The 22,164-nt window shown below is 45.2% G+C and carries 18 protein-coding genes; 3 read left to right on the forward strand and 15 right to left on the reverse strand.

Annotated elements, in window-relative coordinates:
* The first annotated feature begins 5 nt into the window (after positions 1 to 5).
* Positions 6 to 872 (forward strand): porin family protein, encoded by an 867-nt coding sequence (locus tag QK890_RS13155; protein WP_005807377.1) that lies wholly within the window; start codon positions 6 to 8, stop codon positions 870 to 872.
* 48 nt (positions 873 to 920) lie between these two features.
* Positions 921 to 1,811: a porin family protein gene (locus tag QK890_RS13160; RefSeq protein ID WP_005807374.1), complete on the forward strand. Its 891-nt coding sequence runs from the start codon at positions 921 to 923 to the stop codon at positions 1,809 to 1,811.
* Positions 1,812 to 1,900: 89 nt separating this feature from the next.
* Here QK890_RS13160 and QK890_RS13165 read toward each other — a convergent pair whose 3' ends face one another.
* The 4 genes from QK890_RS13165 to QK890_RS13180 all read right to left on the reverse strand — a co-directional run bounded on the left by QK890_RS13165 (position 1,901) and on the right by QK890_RS13180 (position 6,228).
* Positions 1,901 to 2,821 (reverse strand): porin family protein, encoded by a 921-nt coding sequence (locus tag QK890_RS13165; protein WP_044301869.1) that lies wholly within the window; start codon positions 2,819 to 2,821, stop codon positions 1,901 to 1,903.
* Between the two features lie 55 nt (positions 2,822 to 2,876).
* Positions 2,877 to 3,833 carry a vitamin B12 dependent-methionine synthase activation domain-containing protein gene (locus tag QK890_RS13170; RefSeq protein ID WP_005807368.1) on the reverse strand — a complete coding sequence of 319 codons (957 nt, stop codon included), beginning with the start codon at positions 3,831 to 3,833 and terminating at the stop codon, positions 2,877 to 2,879.
* A gap of 260 nt (positions 3,834 to 4,093) precedes the next feature.
* Positions 4,094 to 5,473 carry a dihydroorotase gene (locus tag QK890_RS13175; RefSeq protein ID WP_101603311.1) on the reverse strand — a complete coding sequence of 460 codons (1,380 nt, stop codon included), beginning with the start codon at positions 5,471 to 5,473 and terminating at the stop codon, positions 4,094 to 4,096.
* An 8-nt stretch (positions 5,474 to 5,481) separates the two neighbouring features.
* Entirely contained in the window at positions 5,482 to 6,228 is a 747-nt protein-coding gene (locus QK890_RS13180) for a polyprenol monophosphomannose synthase (protein ID WP_005780203.1), read from the reverse strand.
* A gap of 192 nt (positions 6,229 to 6,420) precedes the next feature.
* On the opposite strand from QK890_RS13180, the gene mfd reads away from it, so the two are divergent.
* Positions 6,421 to 9,798, forward strand: a complete 3,378-nt coding sequence (mfd, locus tag QK890_RS13185; RefSeq protein ID WP_367627385.1) for a transcription-repair coupling factor — start codon at positions 6,421 to 6,423, stop codon at positions 9,796 to 9,798.
* A 105-nt stretch (positions 9,799 to 9,903) separates the two neighbouring features.
* Here the strand turns inward: mfd and QK890_RS13190 are convergent, their stop codons facing one another.
* The 11 genes from QK890_RS13190 to QK890_RS13240 all read right to left on the reverse strand — a co-directional run bounded on the left by QK890_RS13190 (position 9,904) and on the right by QK890_RS13240 (position 22,162).
* Complete coding sequence (locus QK890_RS13190) at positions 9,904 to 11,757, reverse strand: YgiQ family radical SAM protein (RefSeq protein ID WP_367627386.1); 1,854 nt, start codon at positions 11,755 to 11,757, stop codon at positions 9,904 to 9,906.
* Between the two features lie 25 nt (positions 11,758 to 11,782).
* Positions 11,783 to 12,259, reverse strand: coding sequence for a DUF456 domain-containing protein (locus tag QK890_RS13195; RefSeq protein WP_005780197.1), 477 nt, complete (start codon positions 12,257 to 12,259; stop codon positions 11,783 to 11,785).
* Between the two features lie 4 nt (positions 12,260 to 12,263).
* The gene (locus tag QK890_RS13200; RefSeq protein WP_005807359.1) at positions 12,264 to 12,608 is read right to left on the reverse strand and encodes a hypothetical protein; all 345 of its coding nucleotides are present in this window, start codon (positions 12,606 to 12,608) and stop codon (positions 12,264 to 12,266) included.
* Complete coding sequence (locus tag QK890_RS13205) at positions 12,605 to 12,820, reverse strand: sulfurtransferase TusA family protein (RefSeq protein ID WP_005807358.1); 216 nt, start codon at positions 12,818 to 12,820, stop codon at positions 12,605 to 12,607. Before QK890_RS13205 ends, QK890_RS13200 begins: the two co-directional genes overlap by 4 nt.
* Positions 12,817 to 13,137, reverse strand: coding sequence for a hypothetical protein (locus tag QK890_RS13210; protein ID WP_005780191.1), 321 nt, complete (start codon positions 13,135 to 13,137; stop codon positions 12,817 to 12,819). The genes QK890_RS13205 and QK890_RS13210 overlap by 4 nt, the downstream gene beginning before the upstream one ends.
* A 166-nt stretch (positions 13,138 to 13,303) precedes the next feature.
* Entirely contained in the window at positions 13,304 to 13,705 is a 402-nt protein-coding gene (locus QK890_RS13215; protein ID WP_005807355.1) for a hypothetical protein, read from the reverse strand.
* 314 nt (positions 13,706 to 14,019) lie between these two features.
* Positions 14,020 to 16,929: a xanthan lyase gene (locus QK890_RS13220; RefSeq protein WP_234191285.1), complete on the reverse strand. Its 2,910-nt coding sequence runs from the start codon at positions 16,927 to 16,929 to the stop codon at positions 14,020 to 14,022.
* A gap of 101 nt (positions 16,930 to 17,030) precedes the next feature.
* Entirely contained in the window at positions 17,031 to 17,753 is a 723-nt protein-coding gene (locus QK890_RS13225; RefSeq protein WP_005807349.1) for a tyrosine-protein phosphatase, read from the reverse strand.
* Between the two features lie 90 nt (positions 17,754 to 17,843).
* On the reverse strand, positions 17,844 to 19,835 hold the full coding sequence (locus tag QK890_RS13230) for a glucosamine-6-phosphate deaminase (protein WP_005780179.1): 1,992 nt from the start codon (positions 19,833 to 19,835) through the stop codon (positions 17,844 to 17,846).
* 252 nt (positions 19,836 to 20,087) lie between these two features.
* Positions 20,088 to 21,254, reverse strand: coding sequence for an N-acetylglucosamine-6-phosphate deacetylase (nagA, locus tag QK890_RS13235; protein ID WP_005780176.1), 1,167 nt, complete (start codon positions 21,252 to 21,254; stop codon positions 20,088 to 20,090).
* A gap of 137 nt (positions 21,255 to 21,391) precedes the next feature.
* Entirely contained in the window at positions 21,392 to 22,162 is a 771-nt protein-coding gene (locus QK890_RS13240) for an amidohydrolase (RefSeq protein ID WP_005780174.1), read from the reverse strand.
* Positions 22,163 to 22,164: the final 2 nt, after the last annotated feature.

The following is a 22,164-nucleotide window of genomic DNA, read 5'->3' on the forward strand; positions in this document are numbered from 1 at the left end:
AACAGATGAAAAGAATAATAATAGGAGTGATTGCCTGTATTTGTGCAATCACCGTGATGGCTCAGGTACAGACACACGATGTAAAAGGAGTAGTATTTGACAGAAAGCAGCAACCCATTGTGGGTGCATTAGTCACAGCCAAAGGGACCAATATCAGCACAATAACCGATGTCGACGGTAAGTTCTTCTTGCAGGAAGTTCCTCTTTCGGTCAAAAAGGTGATTGTTACTTCCATCGGTATGGAGACCCGGGAAGTGGACCTGAATGTACCGGTACAGCTCACCGGAAAGCGTAAGAAGCTTTCGTTTGTGGCACATGCCGGGATCAGCATGAGTAAGTACACTACATATGGTTCCGATTTTAAGGTGGGATATGAGTTTGGTTTGGGTATTGAAGTGCGCATGTCAAAACGATGGGCTTTCCAGCCTACTCTGCAAATTTGTAACCGTGGAGCAGAGTTCAATGCCGAAAGAAACGGTGTGAAATATCAGGAAACTTGGAATCCGGTTTCATTGGATTTGCCGATGTTGTTCATTCTTCGTTATCCGGTAGCCCGTAAAATGAATCTGGCCTTTTCTGTGGGACCTGTGTTTTCGTATGGCTTTGCAGGAAAAGTAAAAGCTACGGAAACAGGTAAACCCGATGAAGAGTATGACATTTATAGCAAAGAGTATGAATATGATTATTATGGCGGGAAACATTCTTTGTTACATCCTTTCAGCTTTGGTGTTGCCTATGGCATAGGTGTGGAATACAAGAAGTGGTTGGTAGGTGTTTCTGGAAAGAGTATGTGTTTGGGACAGGATGATGAAGGTTTTGAAGCGAAAGAACATAACCTGGCACTTACTTTGGGACTTACTTACCGTTTCTGATCAAGCGGATATGAATAATCGGATGTTGAATGTAAAAAATAAAAAGATATGAAAAGATATATAGCATTGGCATTGGTCTGCCTGGCACTGACAGACGTTATGGCCCAAAAACAAAAAGTGGTAGAGAAGATCGTGGATGAAGATTACTATCCGGTAGACGGGGCGGTAGTTACCTTGAAACGTACGAACCAACAGGCTGTCACCGATAAAAATGGAGTTTTTGTACTGGAGGAAGTACCTGTCTATTTTGACTCACTACAGGTGACAAAAGGTAAACGCAGCGGATATGTAGATCTCCCGATGCGTATACAAATGCGTACACAAGTGATGCAACGCTTCTCGTTGATCGTGAAGGCCGGAATTGGAGCAGGTAAGTTTATGCAAGGACCCGAATCGAAACTGAAAGACGGTCTTAGTATCTATGGAGGAGTAGGGGCCGATATCCGGATGTCGAAACACTGGGCTTTCCAACCCTCACTTTTGTTGGTTTCCCGTAAAATGAAAGGGTATGATTTCTATGATTATTATACGGAAAATAACGGTGATGGCTCTTCATCCGTTTCTTATGATCAGGTGAGTGGTACTTACAATCCGTTCTATCTGGAGATTCCTTTACTGTTTGCACTGAAGTATAGAATAGGAAATGATCTGAATCTGGTATTCAGTTTCGGTCCTTATATTGACTTGGGGATCAGTGGAGACGTTAAGAAAGAATTTCGCAAGCGTTCTTATGATAGTAGTGGAAATTATAATAGAGTGGAATATGTTACTGAAAGCCAGTCATTGTTCGGCAAACGGTTTACCGGAGGATTTGCCTATGGAATCGGAGTGGAATACGGGCACTTCCTGATAGGAGGAACCGGAAGAGTGGGGTGTACTTCATGGAATCACTCGGAAGGTTTTCTGGATGTCGCTTTTGAAATAGGATATCGTTTCTAAGTTCACCATAGATTACACGGATTTTCACAGATTATTGGCAATTATGATCTGTGATAATCTGTGAAATCTGTGGTGATAACGTATTGTATTTAAAATCTGTATCCTACTGTCAGAATCCCTCCGATCGGGTAATGTTTCTCGGTATCGCCTGCGTACAGTGTTCCTCCTTTAACCGGCTCCATGAATCCGTGCTGGAAAGAGGCATTGACCAGGTAATGTTTCCATATTTCAAAACCGATGCCTCCCTGAACCCCGATGTCGAAACGTTTCAACAAGGCATCTTTATTTTTCGCTTCAGCTAAGGAAGAGTAGGATTTGAAAGGGTTATGCGATTCACCTTTATGGCCGCCTTTGTTTGTCAGTTCATACTTTCCACCCATGCCTACGGCTAAATAAGGTCCGATATTGATTACAAACTTAACATGGTTTGACACATCCATCTTAAAAGCTGCCAGAATAGGGATGTCCAGATAAATAGGAGCTATTTTGGCTTTATAAGAGATAGGTTCGGTAGACGAGGACAGCGGAGAATACCCGTCGTACTCGGCAGTTGCTCCTTTGCTGGTGACCATCAGTCCCGATTGAATAGCCCAATGCCTGCTGAAATTATATTCCGCACCGACACCGGCACTGAATCCGGTGCGTTCGTCCAAGCCGTCCGGGCGGCGGAAACTGAACAGGCTGACTCCCGCTTTCACATTCCATGAAAAACCTTTCTCTACGGGCTGGAGCTGAATATAGACGTTGGGAGCTACGGCTATCTCTTTGCGTTCCATGCCTACGTGATAGACAACAAGCTGCTGTGCTGAAGCAGGTGCTTCTGCTATTATAAACTTGCCATCCACGTTGGTTACGGCACCAATATTAGTGCCTTTGACAACAATGGCGGCACCGACGGCGGGTTGGCCGTCACCAACTACAACAGTACCCGCTATCCGCTGAGTCTGTGCAAGGATCACTACGCTACAGGAGGGAAGTAACCATAATAACAGAATAAGAACCTTTTTCATAATTTTTTCTATTTTAAAGTATAGGATCAGTTACAAATATATCGAAAGAAAAGATTTACTGCAAGTTTGCTGCCAGAAATTTACGCATCTCTCCAACGCTTTTTCCTCTTCGCGCGGCATAATCCGCCAATTGGTCTTCACCGATCTTCCCCACCGAGAAATAGTGAGAAGCCGGATGTGCAAACATCAATCCGCATACTGAAGCGTGAGGATACATGGCTCCGTTCTCTGTCAGGCGGATACCGATCTGTTTCATATCAAGAATTTCGTCGAGAATAAAGTTTACAGACTGATCGGGTAAAGATGGGTAGCCTACAGCAGGGCGGATACCCTGGTATTTTTCGACAAGAAGATCGGGAATAGAGAGATTTTCGTCTTTTGCATACCCCCATACTTCTTTGCGGACATATTCGTGCATCTTTTCGGTGGCAGCTTCGGCCAGACGGTCGGAGAGTGTTTGTACCAGAAGATGTTTATAAGGGTCTTGTTCGTAAAGTCCCTCCATATCCGCATCAATGGAAGAGGCAAAAACTCCTACTGTATCAGTGATTCCCGAAGACAGAGGGCGTACAAAGTCGCTGAGGCATAAGAAAGGTTCGTTCTCTTTTTTCTTGACTTGCTGCCGGAGCAGCGGGAAAGTGATACCGTCGATAATCAGGTTGTCTCCGTCGGCATTGGCCGGGCAAAGTTTAAAAACGCTTTTCACTTCAAAGTCCCTGTCCAATTCGTCCAGCATCCGGTTGGCTTCTTTATAGAGTTGCATGGCTTCGGAAGCTTTGCCCCGTTCCTCTTCCGGAAAGGTTGTCAGCCAGGAAGCACGACAGGCGTCACATCCGTGGATATTGGCTATGGCGGCATAACGCGGCTGAAACCCCCAGGCGTGAAAAAAATAAATCCAGTTGATGTAGGGGGATAAATCATGAACACTGAACGATAGACGGTTTTCAAACGCTGAGCGATCAACGGTTTCTGAACGATGGACGGGGGATGATGACGGGTTATGCTTTTCCATATTTGACTGTTTTAATGCTGGTGATAATAAGTTTCATTGATCCGTTTGCGTTGGCAAACATACTTGAATATTCTGTTTCAGATAAATATTCGGTTTTAAATAACAATTCTTTCATTCAGAGACTTATGTAGGTTTACGATTCGTATCGCGAAAGCCCTGCTTTTATCTTTCAATATATTTCCCATTCTTCTGCATTTATCGTTCCCGGTCTATTCCCTGCTCCTTGTTTATCATTGGATGGTTGATCGTTCAGAAATTGTTCATCGTTTAAAATAGATTTCTTGTCCGCGATAAGCTTCATCTACCTGTCCGTCAGTATACAATAGGTGTCCGTTGGCAAATGTCTTTTCTACTTTCCAGTCAAAGGTACGTCCTTCGAGCGGACTCCATCCACATTTGCTTAAGATTTGTTCTGCACTTACCGTCCATAATGCGTCCGGCCGAACCAGTACCAGGTCTGCCTGATAACCGGGACGAATGAAACCGCGGTTATGGATATTATATATCTGAGCGGGTGCATGGCACATTTTCTCAACGACTTTTTCAATCGTGAAGATACCTTCGTTCACCAGTTCAAGCATACTGATCAGAGAGAACTGGATCATAGGCATGCCTGACATTGCCTTTAACGGGCCTCCTTCTTTTTCACTGAGCAGGTGTGGTGCATGATCGGTGGCAATCACGTCTATCAGGTTGGAGTTGACAGCCTGACGAAGTGCATCCCGGTTGGTTTTAGCTTTGATGGAAGGGTTACATTTGATACGTGTACCTAATTCCGCATAATCCGAAGAGTCGAATAACAGGTGCGAAACACAAGCTTCTGCCGTAATCCTTTTTTCTTCCAATGGAATATCATTATCAAAAAGAGAAAGCTCTTTGGCTGTGGAGATATGCAGGATATGCAGACGAGCGTCTGCAATGCGTGCCAGGCGTACAGCCAGTTCGGACGACTCGTAGCAGGCTGCTATCGAACGTATCTTTGCATGGTAACCCATCGGAAGGGTTTCGTGGTGAACATGGTAGTACTGATAAGGATATTTTTCAATATATTCTCTTACGTATTTTTCCGTATTCTTTTTAATTGTTTCATGATTCTCACAGTGGGCGGCAATCAGCAAATCGGTTCCATTGAAGATGTTCAGCAAGCTGTTCATCTTGTCTACCAGCATATTGCCTGTACTCGATCCCATAAAGAGCTTGATTCCGCATACACGGCTTTTATCCAGTTTGTCAAACTCGGTATAGTTATTGTTTGTTGCTCCGAAATAGCATGAATAGTTGACACTGCATTTCTCGGCAAGCAAATCGAACTTGGCATTGAGTGCGTCCAGTGTGGTGGTTTGCGGATTGGTATTGGGCATGTCCATAATAGAGGTTACCCCTCCTGCTGCTGCAGCCCGGCTTTCGGTAGATATGTCGGCCTTATGGGTTAGGCCCGGATCGCGAAAATGCACATGATCGTCGATGACACCCGGAAGCAGATAGCATCCGTTGGCATGGATTGTCTCTTCACAGGGAGTGGCCGGTTTCTGTCCTTTCTCCAGTATCTCGGCTATTTTTTCACCTTCGATGACTACCGAACCGCGTGCGGAGCGTCCTTCGTTTACTATGATGGCGTTTTGTATTAATGTTCTTTTCATATCTTAATTCATTTTGTTTTCTGCGGAAATTTGTGGAACCAGCTGTTTACTTTCAGTTTGATAACTCCAAATACCGCTTCTCCGAAAATACTGCTATTCATTTTTGATGTGCCCAGTTCACGGTTAATGAAGATCACCGGTACTTCGATAATCTTGAACCCGCATTTGTAAGCGGTGAATTTCATTTCTATCTGAAAAGCGTAACCCTTGAAACGGATGTGGTCAAGATCGATGGTTTCGAGTACCTGACGACGATAACACTTAAAACCGGCAGTAGTGTCATGTATCGGTAGTCCGGTAACGATGCGAACATATTTAGATGCAAAATAAGACATGAGGACGCGTCCCATCGGCCAATTCACTACGTTCACTCCGCTTACGTAGCGGGAACCGATGGCTACATCTCCTCCTTGGTTGGCACAAGCATCGTAGAGCCGTGGCAAGTCATTGGGGTTGTGGCTGAAATCGGCGTCCATCTCAAAAATGTATTCGTATGAATGTTCCAGTGCCCACTTGAACCCAGTGATATATGCTGTTCCCAATCCCAGTTTTCCTTTGCGTTCTATCATAAAGAGACGGTCGGGGAACTCTTGCTGCAAGGTTTTTACGATGGTGGCGGTTCCATCCGGAGAGCCATCTTCTATGATAAGAATATGAAAAATCTTTTCCAGTCCGAAAACGGCACGGATAATGTTCTCTATGTTTTCCCGTTCGTTGTAGGTAGGGATGATTACGATGCTGTCCGATGTCTGCATATTGTGTCTAAATTTGAAGACAAATGTAACGCTTTTCCGCTACTAACCAAAGATAGCGCATTAAAACTAAGGATAATTTAGTACTTTTGCGGTGAATTTGCATCACGGGTTACATGGATTCACACAGATTGGAAATTGATTTTGAGCGATCTGTGTGAGTTGGTGCGTTTGTGATGGACTAAAATGCTATTTATGACGATTACTGAACTGCAACATCAATATGCCGGGCATCCGAATGTGGAAGCCTTGAACAAACTGTTGGGGGAGCCCGCAGTCAGACATATCTATTGCGGTGGCCTGTATGCTTCCGCTGCTTCCTTATTCGCTTCGGCACTGGTAGAGAAGAGTCCTTGCCCGTTTGTTTTCATATTGGGTGATCTGGAAGAAGCCGGTTATTTTTATCATGATCTTACTCAGGTATTGGGTACGGAGCAGATTTTGTTTTTTCCTTCTTCGTTTCGCCGTTCGGTGAAGTATGGACAAAAAGATGCGGCCAACGAGATATTGCGTACCGAGGTACTCAGCCGGCTTCAGAAAGGTGAGCAAGGGTTGTGCATCGTCACTTATCCGGATGCGTTGGCCGAAAAGGTAGTCTCGCGCCAGGAATTGAGTGAAAACACATTGAAGTTACATGTGGGCGAGAAGGTGGACACCGGTTTTATCACGGATGTATTACATAGTTACGGGTTTGAGTATGTCGACTATGTGTATGAACCGGGACAGTATGCTGTTCGCGGCAGTATTATTGACGTATTTTCTTTTTCGTCCGAGTATCCCTATCGTATCGATTTTTTTGGTGATGATGTGGAGAGTATCCGTACTTTTGAGGTAGAGTCACAGCTATCGAAAGAGAAAAAGGAAAGCATTGTCATTGTACCCGACCTTGCCGTAACCGGAAAAGTTACTACTTCTTTCCTTGACTTTATTCCGAAAGACACGACTCTGGCAATGCGTGATTTTCTCTGGTTGCGGGAACGCATTCAGGCTGTTCACGATGAATCGCTTACACCACAGGCTCTTGCTGCACAAGAGGCGGAAGAGAACGGAGGCATCACTCTGGAAGGCAAACTGATTGATGGTAGTGAATTTACTGTCCGTGCCTTAGATTTCCGGCGGATGGAGTTTGGCAACAAGCCAACCGGTACACCGGATGCCACGTTGCCTTTCCATACTACGGCACAGCCCATCTTCCATAAGAATTTCGATTTGGTGGCAGAGTCTTTCAAAGATTATCTGAGCCGGGGATACACACTTTATATCTGTAGTGACAGTACGAAACAGACAGACCGTATCAGGGCTATTTTTGAGGACCGTGGAGACCGGATTCAGTTTACAGCTGTGGAACGGACACTGCATGAGGGGTTTGCGGATGACACTCTGAAACTTTGCCTGTTTACGGATCATCAATTATTCGACCGTTTCCATAAATATAACTTGAAGAGTGATAAAGCCCGTTCGGGAAAAGTTGCTCTTTCACTGAAAGAACTGAATCAGTTTACTCCCGGCGATTATGTGGTGCATACCGATCATGGAGTAGGACGTTTTTCCGGTCTGGTGCGTATTCCTAACGGAGATACGACGCAGGAAGTGATGAAACTGGTTTACCAGAATGAAGATGTGGTATTTGTCACCATCCACTCGTTGCATAAAGTCTCAAAATATAAAGGGAAAGAAGGAGAAGCTCCCCGGTTGAACAAGTTGGGCACCGGTGCCTGGGAGAAGTTGAAGGAGCGTACCAAGACAAAGATTAAAGATATAGCCCGTGATCTGATTAAACTTTACTCACAACGTCGTGAGGAGAAGGGGTTTGCATACAGTCCCGACAGCTTTTTGCAACGGGAGCTGGAAGCTTCGTTCATTTATGAAGATACCCCCGATCAGAGTAAAGCTACGGCAGATGTGAAACAGGACATGGAACGGGATATGCCGATGGACCGGTTGGTGTGCGGAGATGTGGGGTTTGGCAAGACAGAAGTGGCCATACGTGCCGCGTTTAAAGCTGTAGCGGACAATAAGCAGGTAGCCGTCCTGGTGCCTACTACGGTATTGGCATACCAACACTTCCAGACTTTCCGTGACCGTCTGAAAGGGCTTCCCTGTCGGGTAGAATATCTCAGTCGTGCCCGTACGGCAGCACAGGCAAAGGCAGTTATCAAAGGATTGGAAACCGGAGATGTAAATATTCTGATCGGTACTCACCGTATTCTGGGTAAAGATGTCAAGTTCAAGGACCTTGGCCTGTTGATCATTGATGAAGAGCAGAAATTCGGTGTGTCGGTCAAGGAGAAACTGCGCCAGATGAAAGTGAATGTGGATACATTGACGATGACGGCAACTCCGATTCCGCGTACGTTGCAGTTTTCATTGATGGGAGCACGTGATTTAAGTGTGATTTCTACTCCGCCTCCCAACCGCTATCCGATACAGACGGAAGTGCATACGTTCAGTGAAGAGGTGATTGCCGATGCCATTAATTTTGAAATGAGCCGCAATGGGCAGGTTTTTCTGGTCAATAATCGTATAGCCAATCTCCCGGAACTCAAAGCGATGATTCTCCGTCGTATTCCGGATTGCCGGATTGCTATCGGGCATGGGCAGATGGAGCCGGTGGAATTGGAGCAGATTATCTTCGGTTTTGTCAATTATGATTATGATGTGTTGATTGCCACCACCATTATTGAGAGTGGAATCGACATACCGAATGCCAATACTATTATTATCAATCAGGCTCAGAACTTTGGTCTGAGTGACTTGCATCAGATGCGCGGACGTGTAGGACGTAGCAATAAAAAAGCTTTTTGTTATTTACTGGCTCCCCCGTTATCGTCGTTGACGCCTGAAGCTAAACGTCGTCTGCAAGCTATTGAGAATTTCAGTGATTTGGGGAGTGGCATTCATATTGCCATGCAGGATCTGGATATTCGTGGTGCAGGAAATATGTTGGGAGCCGAACAAAGTGGTTTTATTGCTGATCTGGGCTATGAAACTTACCAGAAAATATTATCCGAGGCTGTACATGAACTGAAAACAGATGAATTTGCAGAGCTCTATGCCGACGAATTAAAGGGGGAAGGCATCATAAGTGGTGAAGAGTTTGTAGAAGAGTGTCAGATGGAAAGCGATCTGGAATTGTTGTTACCGGCCAATTATGTGACAGGCAGCAGCGAACGTATGTTACTGTATCGTGAATTGGACGGATTGACTCTTGATAAAGATGTAAATGCTTTCCGTTTACGGTTGGAGGATCGTTTTGGCCCTGTTCCTCCCGAAACGGAGGAATTGTTACGTATTGTACCGCTAAGGCGTCTGGCTGCACGTTTGGGAGTGGAAAAAGTATTCCTGAAAGGGGGGCGTATGACTCTGTTCTTTGTCAGCAATCCGGATAGCCCGTATTATCAGAGTGCCGCTTTTGGCAAGATGATCGATTATATGATGAAATATACCCGCCGATGCGATTTGAGGGAGCAGAACGGACGTCGGTCTATGTTGGTGAAAGACATTCCGAATGTGGAAACCGCCGTCAGTGTGCTTCAGGAGATAGTGGCATTGCCGGTGAGAGAAAAAGAATAGACAGTTCACCTCGGAGGACACAGAGTATATACAGAGGATAAATTTTATCTTCAAACAGCGAAACTTTTGTGTCCTCTGTGTTCTCCGGAGTGAATAAAGCATGAATTATCTTTTTCCGTACAACTTGTCTATCAGGTCTGCCCGTCCGATGCGGCGCAGTTCATTGATGATGTTCCGTCGTTCTTCCGGTTTATACCAAAAAAAGAATTGTCTTTGGGCCAATTTTTCCCGTTGGGTTTTGGCACTGAATACCGGTTCGAGTGTGTATGGGTGGAAGCCGGTGTACCAGGCTTCGGTAGCTACGGTCATAGGGGTGGGAGTGAAGTCCTGCACCTGTTCCAAATGAAAATCCTGCCGCTTGGTAATTACTGCCAGCTCTGCCATATCCTCTTCTCTACATCCGGGATGGCTGGAGATGAAATAGGGGATTAATTGTTGGCGTAAGCCAAGTTCCCGGTTGATTCTGTCAAATATCTTTTTAAACTCCCCGAATTGGCTGAAGGCAGGTTTACGCATGATACTCAGTACCCGGTCACTGGTGTGTTCCGGTGCTACTTTCAGGCGGCCACTGACGTGGCGTGCTATTAGTTCGCGGGTGTATTCCGCCGTACTTTTATTGACGAAAGGGTCTTTGCTTTGATGAAGCAGTAAATCATAGCGTACTCCGCTGCCGATAAAGCTCCGTTTGATTTCCGGTAAAGAATCTACTGCATGGTAGATATCCAGCAATGGCCGATGATCTGTATTGAGGTTCGGGCATACTTTGGGATGGATACACGAAGGACGTTTGCAATGTTTGCAAAGTGCCAGGTCTTTTCCACCCATTTTATACATGTTGGCAGAAGGTCCTCCTAAATCGCTAAGATTTCCTTTGAAGTCGGGTAGTTGTACCACCTCTTTTACCTCTTTCAGAATGCTCTCTTTGCTTCGGCTCACAATAAATTTTCCCTGGTGGGCGGAGATCGTACAAAAGGCACATCCTCCAAAACATCCCCGATGGATATTGATGGAGAATTTAATCATGTCGTAAGCCGGAATACGTTTTCCCTTGTATTTGGGATGGGGCAAGCGTGTATAAGGAAGATCGAATGAATGGTCCAATTCTTCCTGTGTCATCGGTGGATAGGGTGGGTTTACCACTACTACTTTGTTGTCTACGGCTTGAACAATCCGGGCTGCTGCATATTTATTGCTTTCTTCTTCAATGTGCCTGAAGTTGGCGGACTGCTTCTTTTTGTCAGCGAGGCATTCTTCGTGGGAATGGAGGGCAATATCTTGCTCATCAGGCTCATATTCATCGGTCAGATAAGCAATCTGCGGAATAGTAGTCAGTGAAGAACGGCAGATGTTAAACGGTGAAGTCGTACTGTCCCGGTATTCATTGTGTGTTGTTAATCTGCGGACCAGTTCGCAAATGGGCTTTTCACCCATACCATAAATCAGCATGTCGGCACCGCTTTCACAAAGGATGCTTTTTTTAAGCTGATCTTGCCAATAGTCATAATGGCTGAGGCGGCGCATACTTGCTTCAATACCTCCTAAAATGACCGGTACATCGGGATAGAGTTTTTTCAGGATCTGACTGTACACGATTGAGGGGTATTCCGGTCGCATATCCGGACGTCCGTCCGGTGTGTAGGCGTCATCGCTGCGCAAACGTTTATTAGCTGTATATTTGTTCACCATGGAGTCCATGCAACCTGCACTGATGCCGAAAAAAAGGCGGGGACGTCCCAGTTTGCGGAAGTCGCGCAAGTCGTCACGCCAATTGGGCTGAGGTACGATGGCCACCCGTAAACCTTCGGCTTCAAGGATACGACCAATGACGGCCGCTCCGAAGGAAGGATGGTCTACATAAGCATCACCGCTAAAAAGGATGACATCCAGTTCGTCCCAGCCGCGAAGCTCTACTTCTTTCTTAGTGGTGGGTAACCAATCAGTAAGTCGATATTCTTTCATGGGAGCAAAGATACGGATAATTTTGCTATACGAGGGCACGGATAAAGCAGAAGATGAACCAACCACATACGGCCACCTTCAGCACAGTACCCAACAGAAAACCTGCAAATGCTCCGAATCCGGCTTTCAGGGCGTATTTGGTCTCTTTACCGCCCAGCAATTCGCCTGCTACTGCACCTGCAAACGGACCGATGAATACCCCCCAGGGAGGAAACAGGAAAATACCGGCAAAGGTACCGATGATACATCCCCATTTACCCCATGAAGTACCTCCGAGCCTTTTCACTCCAAACATTGGAATGAAATAGTCGAGTATTTGTATCAGTACCACAATGAACAGCCAAAGGAACAGTTGCGGAATAGTGAAGGAAACTTTATCGGTGAAGTGTAGACATACCAATGCCAGATAGGCAACAGGAGGTCCCGGCAACATGGGGACAATACATCCGGCCAATCCGACAAGCAGGCAGATACTGCCCAAAATAATCAGGAATAAATTCATGCGCTCAGCCGATTCTTTTAATAATAGCAATGAATTCCTCGTTGGTCATTCCGAAGTCTTGCTCACGATAGTTCACGAAATCCTCCAGATAGTCGCTGGCTATGGCTTCAAGAACTTCCTTACCGTTAAGTCCTTCTTCATCAAGCATAAAACGGATCATACCCTGATAGGCATGAATCGTTTTTAAGCGCTGTTCGGCTCCGGCTACTCCCATCATTTGACAATGATGCTCGTTGCGGGCAATAAGATAAACGGTAGCGTAGAACTTTTCTGCGCTACCGAATGTATTTTTTATTTTTTTGATTGCCGTTACCGGCCATTTCTTTATTTGATTTTGTACTTCGCTCATAAGATAGTAAACTGTAAAGTCATCCGCTCTCCATCATATATTTCGCGGAATCCGATACCTTGTTCTGATAAATATTCCTTAAGATCCTGAAATGCGGCTACCTGATCCGTTACAATCTCCATCTTGTCACCGGAACTGGCATTACACATCGCTTTTATGGCCGGAATCAACGGGCTATAGTTTGTCATTCCGCAGGTATCAATGGTAATCATACTTCCTCCTCTTCTTCTGCTTCCTGCTTCGATAGCCAGGTGAGATAAAGTTTGATGAGTTGCTGCAACCCGAATGCTTTCATATTATTGTGATAAATCACGTCTATGCAGAGGTCGAGCAGGTCCTTACTGTCTTCTTCCTGACTTGCTATCAGCGAACGTATATTCAGTTTCAGCTTCTCCAGAACGGCTTCATCTACAATGCCATTGCTGTCTATCAGATGCTGGAATAGAGAGTATTTTTCGATGGTTACCAAATTCTCTTCAGATATTTCCATGCTGCGTGTACCGCTCGGATTTGCTTGTATTGTGTACATAGTGTTTTTATTTTAATAGTTATTATTAGGAGCAAAGATAGAATTTAAAATGAAGAATGGAGTATGCAGCAGGGATTTTTTTTGATGAATTCATATTTTCATAGAATTCCCTCCGTGAGCAGACATGCTCACGGAGGGAACCTTATGACTGTTTATCCGTCAATTGTCAAGGCCATGGCTGAACAATAATCTGAATGGTTTGCCGTCCTAATGGGGGCTGCCCCGGATTGAGCGGATTGTACCATTTCATATTAACCTGATATCTTCCTGCCAAAACTCCTCTGATGCGCAGAATAATCATGGAGCCAAGTACGTATGACGCTTCCTGTTCTATGCCTTCCGGCGGGTTGTCGCATTCCCATACCATTGCTCCAAACATGGGATATGGAATTTCAGCTATTTCGCCCACATGAAGAAAGACCTGGCTTGGCAGTGGGGGAGGCGGAACATGAGGAGGTGGAATATCTTGTTCGATTCCTTCCACCTTTAAAATCGGAACGTTCACGGAAGGGCTGTATGCATAAGCTACGCCTCTACAAAGTAGCATGACTACTACTAAAAAAAACATTTTTGTTTTCATAATTATAAAAAATTGGTTCATCTAAAATGCCACAAATGATTATCCAACCATAAATAATCAGATTAGAAGACTCTATTATGAAATTAGAAAAAGATAAGATGGCAAAAACAGTAATGGTAATGGGACAACCGAATGATGACAGGAACAAAAACGATAGCAGCCATTATGTCAGATGGCAGTAAGTCTTAAAATAAATTCACGTAAATAACAGACATTATGACAGTTTTGTCTGCAAAGAACAAGTTCTTTGCAGACAAAAGACTAATACCCAATGCCGGGACATAACCATGTTTATTGAAAGTTTATTTTTCTCCGAAGAATTTTAGTATTGCTGCCATTACTGTGGCACGGTCCGTTTCGCTTTCAATGCTTTCGAATGGGAATCCCATTGCGAATACCCGATAATCTCCTTTATAGGCAATTCCGGCACTGCGTTGCCCGGGTTGATATGCGAATACCGGGAAAGCAGAACCTACCGGCACAATGCAGTCGGGAGCAGTTACCGCATAAGACTTTTCGTTAAGCAAGCGGGGAATCTGTATGGTACGTCCCAGGCCCGTGATCTGTCCGGAACGGGTATCACTTAATGAACTCTGATAGCCGTATTTCAGTACAGTCTCTGTGAATTCTCGGTTACCTTGCGAATTACTCATGTCGCTGCCTATATAGGATCCGCTGACAAGCAGGTTTCCTCCTGACTGGCAATAAGCTGTCAGTAAGCGCTGCATAGGTGAAGAGAATGTTTTATAATACGTTTTGCGGGCCGGATCACTTTGGATATCATCTTTCTCCAGGCCCAGAATGAAATCTACGATCGGATAGTGTTCCAGTTGGACACGTCCGTTTTCAACGGCTTCGTCACTGCATGAAACGAAACTGTAGTTTCCGGCAGCCTGAATCGCTTTGCCATGTATAAATGGATAGTCGAAGGTATTCCCGGCAATTTTCATTCCTTCCAGTTCGCCGCCGCTATAACCCAGGCTCCCTTTTCCTTCTTTTCCGGCTTGAGAGCGATCAAAGTCTGTTTGTGCTCCGCAAAACGAAATATTATATTGGTAGGCGACACCGGGATCTTGTTCCAGATCAAAGCCTGCTTCATCCGGTGTGTCAATAACTGCCGGTCCGCTTAACCGATTGAAACCGTTAATGATAAGCACTTTTCCGTGTTCTCGCTTGGCTTTGTAGGCCGCCAGAATTTCAGACGGGAAACTTTCTCCTCCCCGGTTGACAGCCGTAACCTTAAATGAATAAACCAGGCCCGGTTCTATTTTTAGAGAGTACGAAGGCTTGTCCACACGTACCCCGTTGTCGAAACCACCATATCCGATGCGGGTGTATACTATATACTCACGAGGACGGGCAGTGGGCTCCGATGGATCGTTCTTTTCCTGCCATGAAAGTTCCAGAGTATTTTTCTTTTTACCGAATCCGATGGCAAAGTTGCTTACGGGAAGTGGTTGTACCACATACTCTTTGTTGTGCTGGCTGCTGACAAATTGCAGTACGGCTTTATAAATGGCGCGTCCTACGGTAAACTTGAAATTCGGATCGTGTCCGAGTTTCATGTCGGCAAAGTTCTGGTGCGACAGTAACTCGATGATGGTGGATGGGGTGGCAGGCAGGCGGGTCTCGCTGTAATTGCGGTCCCACATGCTGCGTCGGGTCCATTGTATATTAAAGTTGGCACGAATATCCTTTTGTATTTGGGTAAGCATGAGGTCGGCCAGATCCCGCGAAGCATATCGGTTATTTCCCGAGTTGAGCAGTCCGTTATTGAAGTTGGTTGTATAGATGCCGAGTGACCCTACTATATCGTCCGTTTTACTGTATCCGGCATCACTGTGTAGTGCCACATTCATTTCTAACGGTACACCCAATCCTTTCTGTACGGGATTGAATACGGAGCCCCCCGACAGATAATTGATGGTGTTGGAGCGTGCATTGATGTCGTCTGCATAATCGTTTTCTCCCTGTTTTCCTCCGTAAACGTCATAAGGCATTCCTGCCCATTGGGCGGAATAACGCGCACCCTCCAGATAGCGGGGTAATCCGCTCACTGTAGTACCCCGGACAATGTTTCCCATTCCTCCGCCGAAACGTACGGCGTCGGCACAGACAACTCCGCTTTCATTGCTTTCATTGCTCAGTACCACCATGCCGTAATCATTGCTGCCTTTGTCAAACTCAAATGTACCAAGGTATACCCATGTGCCACTGCCTATCTTCTGGTTGACTTTGAATTCCGTTACACCACCTTTGTGAAATACCAGATACTTGGCGTCACTAACGCTATTGGGGAGTGTTTGGTAAGATACATATACCGCATAATTTCCCGCTTCGGGAATGGTAGGGATCCATTCGGCGAATGCCTTATTCTTTTTCTTTTCTGTACGGGTGAAGCGTGCGGTACCTGTCAGGAAGGGATTTTCTCCATCTTTGTAGACAGATTTTCTTTGTGCGAATCCATAACCGTTTGTTTGATTCCAACGGGCCTTGCGGCTTTTCATTTCCAGATAGATGGAACCGTTTCGGGTGTCATTGTCTACAATCACTTCATTTTTCTGAGTATCCCGTTCACGCGGAGTATAAACATTAGCTCCGGCGTTTTCAAGCATGGGAATGACATAAGGCAGGATGAAAGATTGCGTGAATAAGTCTTCTGTGGTACAGAACAGTCGTGGACGTTGCCAACTCCATTCGCCTTTATCGTTTTTGAAATATTTGCCATGGCTTTGCCAGAGGGAGATGTGACGGTTTTGCAGTCCTTTGGTTACTTCATAGGGGCGGGAAACATTTTTTACCCAAGGTGCTCCTTTGTATTCCGCATTCGAGAGTCGCGACTTATCTTTCTTTTTCCCACGAAAGAAGTTGGGGACTAACTCTTCGATGGGTTGGTCGTTGACATAAACCGTGGTTCGGAAAAAGCGTACGGGACCCGGAAGTAACTCTGCTATCTGATGGTAAATTTCATCTACTGTTTCCGGTAGAAAGGGCTGATAAGCAAAACTTTCGGAAGCATAGATGGATAGTTTTTTACCTTCAAAGTCAATATCTACGCTTTTTAACTTACTACTTCCGGTATTGGCAGATGCCGGGATGTAAGTCTCAAAGTAATTGCTAAGCCGTTCTTTTACGCTCTTTTCAATTTCTTGCGCAAATAAGATATCTGTGCCCGTAAGAAGCAACAGGAGGAGTATACATAGTTTTTTCATATATTCGGTTGAGTAATAGTCCGGGTACAAAAATAGAAGAAATAAATGAAAAACCGGTGATCCCGATAAGTCATTAGCAATTCAGACTGGTAATGAACCGTTTATTCGGTATACAATGCCCTTAGTCTGTCGATATCTGCTCCTAATTGGTTTCTCAGGAAGTTCTCCAGGCCTTGGTAATCGGAATCGATAGTCTGGAAGGCTGCTTCCAGATATTCCTTACGCACGGTGGTAAGAGGCGCGAATTCGGGATGGGCCTGTACGATCGCATCGTATTTGCCTTTTAGGTATTCGGCAGACAGCATATAATCTTCCATAATCACTTTTCTGTCTACACCCAATGCTCCCAATAATAATGCGGCGGCAATACCGGTACGGTCTTTTCCGGCCGAACAGTGAAATAAAAGAGGAGTGTTCCGTTCTTCCGAAACAATCCGGAAAAACTCCCGGTAAGTATCCTGGGCATTTTGGATGATATAGACGTATGCCTGTTCAAGTATTTTCGGAATGTTGTTCAGGTTGAAGTGAGCCATGTCGGTCATGTCACCGGCTTCGATGGACAGAGGAATGTATTGCGTTACCGTTGCCGGTATTCTGTCTGCTGCCACTTTCTTTTCCTGTATACTTCTGAAGTCAATATCCGTACGGATGGATAAAGAGGCAAGATAGGCCAGGTCGGATTCTGTCAGTTTATTGAGATCGCCCGAACGGATAAATGTTTTCCACTTTACGTGTTTATGGCCTGCTGCGGGATAACCTCCCAAGTCGCGCATATTATATACTCCCTCGACAGGGAGAAGACGGAGATATTCTTCTTGTTTCATGTATGATTTGTCTTTTTATTAAAGAAAAGAAGAGTGAAGAGTCTCAAACTCCTCACTCTTCTTTATTTTTATTTCACTAATAAGCTCTGATTATAGTGGAATGTATTCCACAAATGCTTCCATTGCTTCGTAAGAGGCCAATCCCAAGCTGTCGTAAAGAGCTGCGGTACCCCGGTTGCGGTCTTCGCTACGTTGCCAGAACAGGCGTTCGTCATTACCCAGGAACGGAGCACTTTCCATCTGGGACTGGTGCTTCAGGATGGAGTTACGTTTTGCACGCAATTCTTCCGGACTGATAGGCACAGCCATTTCGATGTTTTCAATTTCCCATTCGGCCCATGCACCACGATACATCCAGATACGGCAATCTTTCAACCATTCGGCTCCTTCTTCTTTTTCAAGGTCTACAGCAGCAAATACGGCATCTGTACACACACGGTGTGTGCCGTGCGGGTCAGCGAGGTCACCGGCTACAAAAATCTGGTGAGGTTTCACTTCACGGAGCAGATTGCGGACGATTTCTACGTCAGCCTCGCTGATCGGATTTTTCTGGATTTTACCGGTTTCATAGAAAGGCAGATCCAGGAAGTGACAACGTTCCAGTGGGATATTATTATAGGTACAAGCTGTACGTGCTTCGCCACGGCGAATCAAGCCTTTGATGGTCAGGATATCGCGTGTATCCATATCACCGTCTTTCTTATCCTTCAGGAATTTACGGATTTCGGCATATTTTTCACTGATCACCTGATCTTCACTGTTTATGAAGATTTGGTTGAATCCGTTGATGAAATGCATGAAACGAACTACTTCCTCATCACCTACGGCAATGTTTCCGGAAGTCTGATATGCTACATGAACTTCATGTTTCTGTTCTACCAGACGGCGAATCGTACCTCCCATGGAGATCACGTCATCATCGGGATGCGGAGAAAATACGACAACCCGTTTCGGATACGGTTTGGCACGTTCGGGACGATAGGTGTCGTCTGCCTTCGGTTTGCCACCCGGCCATCCGGTGATGGTGTGCTGCAAATCGTTGAATATCTTGATATTTACGTTATAAGCAGATCCGAATAGGGCAAGCAGTTCGCTCAGTCCGTTTTCGTTATAGTCTTTGTTGGTCAGTTTCAGGATTGGTTTTCCGGTCAACTGGCACAACCATACAATAGCACTGCGGATCAGTTTATCGTTCCATTCGCAAGAAGTGACCAGCCATGGACGCTGAATACGTGTCAGGTTGGAAGCTGCCGACAGGTCGATGGCTACATGTGCATTGTTGTGAGTCTGTAAATAAGATGCCGGAATGGTATCTGTTACATTACCTTCCACACACTCTTTCACCATGTGCGCCTTTTCTTCACCCCATGCCAGCAGATAGATTTTCTTTGCTGCCAGAATAGTGGCCACACCCATTGTAATGGAACTGATTGGCGTATTATCAATGGTTCCGAATATTTTGGATGCTTCATTGCGTGATCCGCTGTCCAGCAGAATCAATCGGGTGGTAGAATTCAAGCGTGAACCCGGTTCGTTGAAAGCGATATTACCTACGCGGCCGATGCCCAGTAAGGCGATATCGATACCGCCGAAACTCTCGATGCGCTGTTCGTACAGGCGGCAGTATTCAAAGATGGTATCTTTAGCGATCGTACCATCCGGAGTGAAGATATTCTGCTTGTCAATATCAACGTGATCGAGGAACATCTCTTTCAATGCGTTGAAATTGCTGTTGATAGCGTCTTGGGACAATGGATAGTATTCGTACATATTGAATACGATTACATTACGGAAACTGAGTCCCTCTTCTTTGTGCATGCGAATCAATTCGGTGTATACGCTGCGTGGTGAATTTCCACCCGGCAATGCCAGTACGCAGAAACGTCCTGCTTTTTGTTTATCGCGAATGACCTGTGCTATTTCGCAAGCGATATGATTTGCACCTTCTTCCACAGACTCATAAATATCTGTAGGAATTTTCTCTAATCGGGTTAATACCGATCTCTCGAATGCATTCTCCGGTCTATAATACCTGGGGGAGACCCTGTTGAGTGTAATCTGAGAACTAAGATTTGTCTTCATAAGTTTGTTATTAATTAAGTTTGACTGAGTCTTTGTCGTTATCGGAAACTCTGAACAAATATATATAAAAACAATCAACTATGCGATAAGGTTGACAGGGAATTTAAATTAAAATCTTTTTTTACCTATAAATGGGGAGCAGGGGAGTGATAAAACGATGAAGGTTAAACGATAAACGGTGGACAATGAACAGGCTGCGTTATAATAGTCTGTTCATTGTTCACCGTTTATGTTCAAAAAACGTCTATTCGATTAAAACAGCGTATTGGTTTCAGGCACCAGCTTACCCATGGCCCATACGGCTCTTACGTTGAGGTCCTCATCGAGTACCAGGATATCGGCATCTTTGCCTTTTTGCAAGGAACCCTTACGGTCGTATACACCCATGATACGTGCCGGGGTTTCGGAAGCCATACGGACTGCGTCTTCCAATGGAATTTCTGCTTTCTGTACGACGGTACGAATCAGGCGGTCCATTGTGGCAATACTTCCTGCCAAAGCAGAATGGTCGGCCAACTTACATACTCCGTCTTCGATAATAACACGCGGGTCGAAAGCTTCTTTGCTGTCACTGTCGGCGCAAGCAAGGGCATCTGTAATCAGGCAGGTTCTTTCTACACCTTTTATTTTATATACAAGTCTCAGGATAGTAGGAGGTACATGGATTCCATCGGCTACTACTTCTACGGTCATATCATCCAACAGATAAATACTTTCGACTGTACCTTCATACTTGTATTCTCTGCGCTTGTGGAAACCGGGCATTGCATTGTAGAAGTGGGTGGCATGGGTATATCCGGCTTCATATGCCGTACGGATGTCTTCAAATTCGGCTTGTGTATGTGCCACGGAAGGGAGAATGCCTTTGGCAGCAATATATTTTCCGAACTGCATGGCTCCCGGAAGTTCCGGAGCGGCGTCCCAGCGCTTGATGCAATGATACTGTTCTACGATCGGAATATATTCATTCGGATCAGGGTTCTTGATGTTCTCGGGAATTTGTCCTCCTGCCATTTTCATGTTCAGGTAATGACCTTCAAGGTGCAGTCCCAGAATAGGGCTGTTTTTCTCTTCCATCAGTTTGGTGCAGGTTTCAGCAGCTTGCTGGATCATGGGGACTGTAGATGATGAAAGTGTAGGAAAAATACTTGTAGTGCCATGTTTCATGTGAGTATGGACCGCTGCCCGGAAGGCATCTTCCGTACATTCCATAAAGTCGCGGCCTCCACCACCATGCACGTGGATTTCTACCCCACCGGGAACTACATACATACCTTTGACGTCAATAAGTTCAGCTCCGATAACGGCCAGATCGCAGTTTGTGACTTCTAAAATCTTATTGTCTCTGATAAGCACGGAACCGTCTTTCATCCATCCTTGGGGGGTGAGTATACGTGCGTTAATTAATTGGGTTAACATTCGTGTTATGAGTTAAATTAGGGTTTGTTTTTTGGTACAATAAATTGATTGTCTGGCAAAATTAGATACTTTTTTGCATTTATATACTATAATTCAAGAGATATTTTTATTAAATGCGGAAATTATGTCCTGTAGATTTAATAAAGGAGAAAAGAGTCTGCGTCTTTCCAGCTGGGGAATTTATGGCGAAAGGCAGTGAGGGTTTCTATATCAAGTTCGATGGTTTGTATCTTTTCTTCTGAGTCGGGAGTCCCTGTCAGTATCTCGCCTTTAGGACTATACAAGGCTGAATATCCCGGATAGTGAAGTCCGTTGCCGTCTCGTCCTGTACGGTTCACACCGCATACGTAACATTGGTTCTCGATAGCGCGTGCGCAAAGTAGTGTATTCCATGCATGGATGCGTGGAGTAGGCCAACTGGCTATGTAAATAAGAAGGTCGTATTCGTTGTTTATATTCCGGCTCCAGACAGGAAAGCGAAGATCATAACAGACCTGAAGGCAGATATTCCAGCCCCGATAGGGGACGATCACCCTCCGGTTGCCTGCCGAAAAGTGTTCAGTTTCGCATCCCATGCGGAAGAGATGGCGTTTGTCATAGTAAAATTCCTGACCGTCCGGAGTAATCAGAAAGGCCCGGTTATAATAAGCACCTGCTTCTTCGCAGATGAAACTTCCGACCAATGCGAACTGAAACTCTGCGGCATACCCTTTGAGGGTCCGGATGGTGAAACCGGAAATCGGTTCGGCCAATGTCCGGCTGTTCATGCTGAATCCCGTTGTGAACATCTCCGGTAAAACAACAATCTCCGTTGTTCCGCGAAGAGGAAGTAGCTTTTCGCGGAGCAAACGGAGATTTTCCTGTTTATTTTCCCAGATAATATCTGTTTGTACAATCGAGATTTTCATAA

The organism is Bacteroides sp. NGMCC 1.200775, from assembly GCF_040798045.1.
Taxonomy (GTDB): Bacteria; Bacteroidota; Bacteroidia; order Bacteroidales; family Bacteroidaceae; genus Bacteroides; species Bacteroides hominis.

What these genes read in the sequence shown, in the direction of transcription:
- QK890_RS13155 (WP_005807377.1), top strand. Translation starts at nt 6, where the DNA reads ATGAAAAGAATAATAATAGGAGTGATTGCCTGTATTTGTGCAATCACC.
- QK890_RS13160 (WP_005807374.1), top strand. Translation starts at nt 921, where the DNA reads ATGAAAAGATATATAGCATTGGCATTGGTCTGCCTGGCACTGACAGAC.
- QK890_RS13165 (WP_044301869.1), bottom strand. Translation starts at nt 2,821, where the DNA reads ATGAAAAAGGTTCTTATTCTGTTATTATGGTTACTTCCCTCCTGTAGC.
- QK890_RS13170 (WP_005807368.1), bottom strand. Translation starts at nt 3,833, where the DNA reads ATGGAAAAGCATAACCCGTCATCATCCCCCGTCCATCGTTCAGAAACC.
- QK890_RS13175 (WP_101603311.1), bottom strand. Translation starts at nt 5,473, where the DNA reads ATGAAAAGAACATTAATACAAAACGCCATCATAGTAAACGAAGGACGC.
- QK890_RS13180 (WP_005780203.1), bottom strand. Translation starts at nt 6,228, where the DNA reads ATGCAGACATCGGACAGCATCGTAATCATCCCTACCTACAACGAACGG.
- mfd (WP_367627385.1), top strand. Translation starts at nt 6,421, where the DNA reads ATGACGATTACTGAACTGCAACATCAATATGCCGGGCATCCGAATGTG.
- QK890_RS13190 (WP_367627386.1), bottom strand. Translation starts at nt 11,757, where the DNA reads ATGAAAGAATATCGACTTACTGATTGGTTACCCACCACTAAGAAAGAA.
- QK890_RS13195 (WP_005780197.1), bottom strand. Translation starts at nt 12,259, where the DNA reads ATGAATTTATTCCTGATTATTTTGGGCAGTATCTGCCTGCTTGTCGGA.
- QK890_RS13200 (WP_005807359.1), bottom strand. Translation starts at nt 12,608, where the DNA reads ATGAGCGAAGTACAAAATCAAATAAAGAAATGGCCGGTAACGGCAATC.
- QK890_RS13205 (WP_005807358.1), bottom strand. Translation starts at nt 12,820, where the DNA reads ATGATTACCATTGATACCTGCGGAATGACAAACTATAGCCCGTTGATT.
- QK890_RS13210 (WP_005780191.1), bottom strand. Translation starts at nt 13,137, where the DNA reads ATGTACACAATACAAGCAAATCCGAGCGGTACACGCAGCATGGAAATA.
- QK890_RS13215 (WP_005807355.1), bottom strand. Translation starts at nt 13,705, where the DNA reads ATGTTTTTTTTAGTAGTAGTCATGCTACTTTGTAGAGGCGTAGCTTAT.
- QK890_RS13220 (WP_234191285.1), bottom strand. Translation starts at nt 16,929, where the DNA reads ATGAAAAAACTATGTATACTCCTCCTGTTGCTTCTTACGGGCACAGAT.
- QK890_RS13225 (WP_005807349.1), bottom strand. Translation starts at nt 17,753, where the DNA reads ATGAAACAAGAAGAATATCTCCGTCTTCTCCCTGTCGAGGGAGTATAT.
- QK890_RS13230 (WP_005780179.1), bottom strand. Translation starts at nt 19,835, where the DNA reads ATGAAGACAAATCTTAGTTCTCAGATTACACTCAACAGGGTCTCCCCC.
- nagA (WP_005780176.1), bottom strand. Translation starts at nt 21,254, where the DNA reads ATGTTAACCCAATTAATTAACGCACGTATACTCACCCCCCAAGGATGG.
- QK890_RS13240 (WP_005780174.1), bottom strand. Translation starts at nt 22,162, where the DNA reads ATGAAAATCTCGATTGTACAAACAGATATTATCTGGGAAAATAAACAG.